Here is a 1,547-nt window from a genome sequence, read left to right on the forward strand (position 1 = left end):
TTCAAGGCGTTTTTTCAGAATAAGCTGGTTAATCTCGTTATCTTCCGCCACAAGCACCCGCATGGAAGAAAGGCGCTTGCCCGAGCTGTCTTCCCCAGCCGCAGAGCCGCTCTCCACGGGAATTCCGAATTCCACCGTGAACGAGAAGGCGGCCCCCGGCTCCTCCGGTACACGGACCATGATCTCGCCGCCCATCAGCTCCACGAGCCTTTTGGAGATGGCCAGGCCGAGTCCGGTTCCCTTCACTCTCCGCGTCAAGCCATGATCCACCTGATAGAACGGCTGGAAGAGATTTTTGAACGCCTCCTCCGGTATCCCGATTCCGGTGTCTCTGATGGTAATCTGAAGCTGAATCCGACCGCCGCTCCGTACCAGGCTGCCTACCGAGATATGGATGCCGCCCTCATCGGTAAATTTCACAGCGTTCTCAATCAGATTCAGGAGCACCTGTCTCAAGCGGTTATAGTCGCCTGTAATCTTTTCCGGAATATCGGGGTCAACGGATACCTTAATGTCCAGATTTTTCTCCAAAATCTTCAACAGCAGAACATCCAGAGCTTCCGCAATACAATCCTTGATCCGAAAAGGCTCATTCTCGGCATAGGAGCGGCCCGATTCAATCTTGGAGAAATCCAGAATGTCATTGACGATTCGGAGCAGGGATTCCCCGCTTTTGCGGATCGCATCCAGATACTCCGCCTGCTCGTGATCCAGATTCGTTTCGGACAGCAGCTCAGCCATCCCAAGCACGCCGTTCATCGGCGTCCGTATTTCATGATTCATCATTGCAATAAATTCGTTCTTGATCCTGTTCATTTGCTCAGCCGCCTCCTTCTCGATCAGCAGTTGCTTCTGCTCGTTAAGAAGCTGGCTCTGAACCGCGAGCGAAGGCGCGGCGGCTTCAAGCGCGTCAGGGCCTTTATGCAAGGGGGAAATGATGAATTCCCTGTCCGTCATCAAATATTCATGCGTCTTCAGCAGAACATTCTGCAAGGATGCGGAGATTTCCCTGGCGTTATAGGCGCAGACGGACATAAGTCCATTGCCGATGACGGAGCTGTCCGCCTTTCTCTCGAATTCCTCAAGCGTAATATGAATCTGGTCCCGCTCTCTCGCGTTCCACTGGACATGGGCCCAGGTTCTGACCCGAATTTGCCGATCCAGAAAAGGCTTCAGGATTCTCTCAAAATGATTAATAATGCTATCGCAATGGAAATCGCCGTATTGACGGTAAAATTCAAAATTATCGACGTAATGGACGTCCTCCAACTGGTCGGCGGACAGCGCCTCCTCGAGCCTGCCAAGCAACCTGCGGTAAGTGACCTCGTTGTCTATGAACAAGATATGGCAACCTTGATGAATACCTGTTACAACATAGGACACAGCATTGTCGATATAGCTGTCGATGTCATCATAAGTGTACAAAATATGTCCTACTTTAGAGAAATTTGTCATTGAATTCAATGGTACCGGCGCAGGTCTCTCTCCCATCATAATCAAGCACTCCCTCACTCTCTTTCCGGGCTACCCTAGCCTGCCGCGTCCAA

General features: G+C 51.4%; 1 protein-coding gene. It reads right to left on the reverse strand.

All coding sequences use genetic code 11. The features are described from left to right. Positions 1-1,425: ATP-binding protein (locus tag L692_RS30650; RefSeq protein ID WP_198027748.1), on the reverse strand; the 1,425-nt coding region annotated here is incomplete at its 3' end. Between the last annotated feature and the right edge of the window lie 122 nt (positions 1,426-1,547).

This window comes from Paenibacillus forsythiae T98, from assembly GCF_000520735.1.
Classification (GTDB): domain Bacteria; phylum Bacillota; class Bacilli; order Paenibacillales; family Paenibacillaceae; genus Paenibacillus_AQ; species Paenibacillus_AQ forsythiae.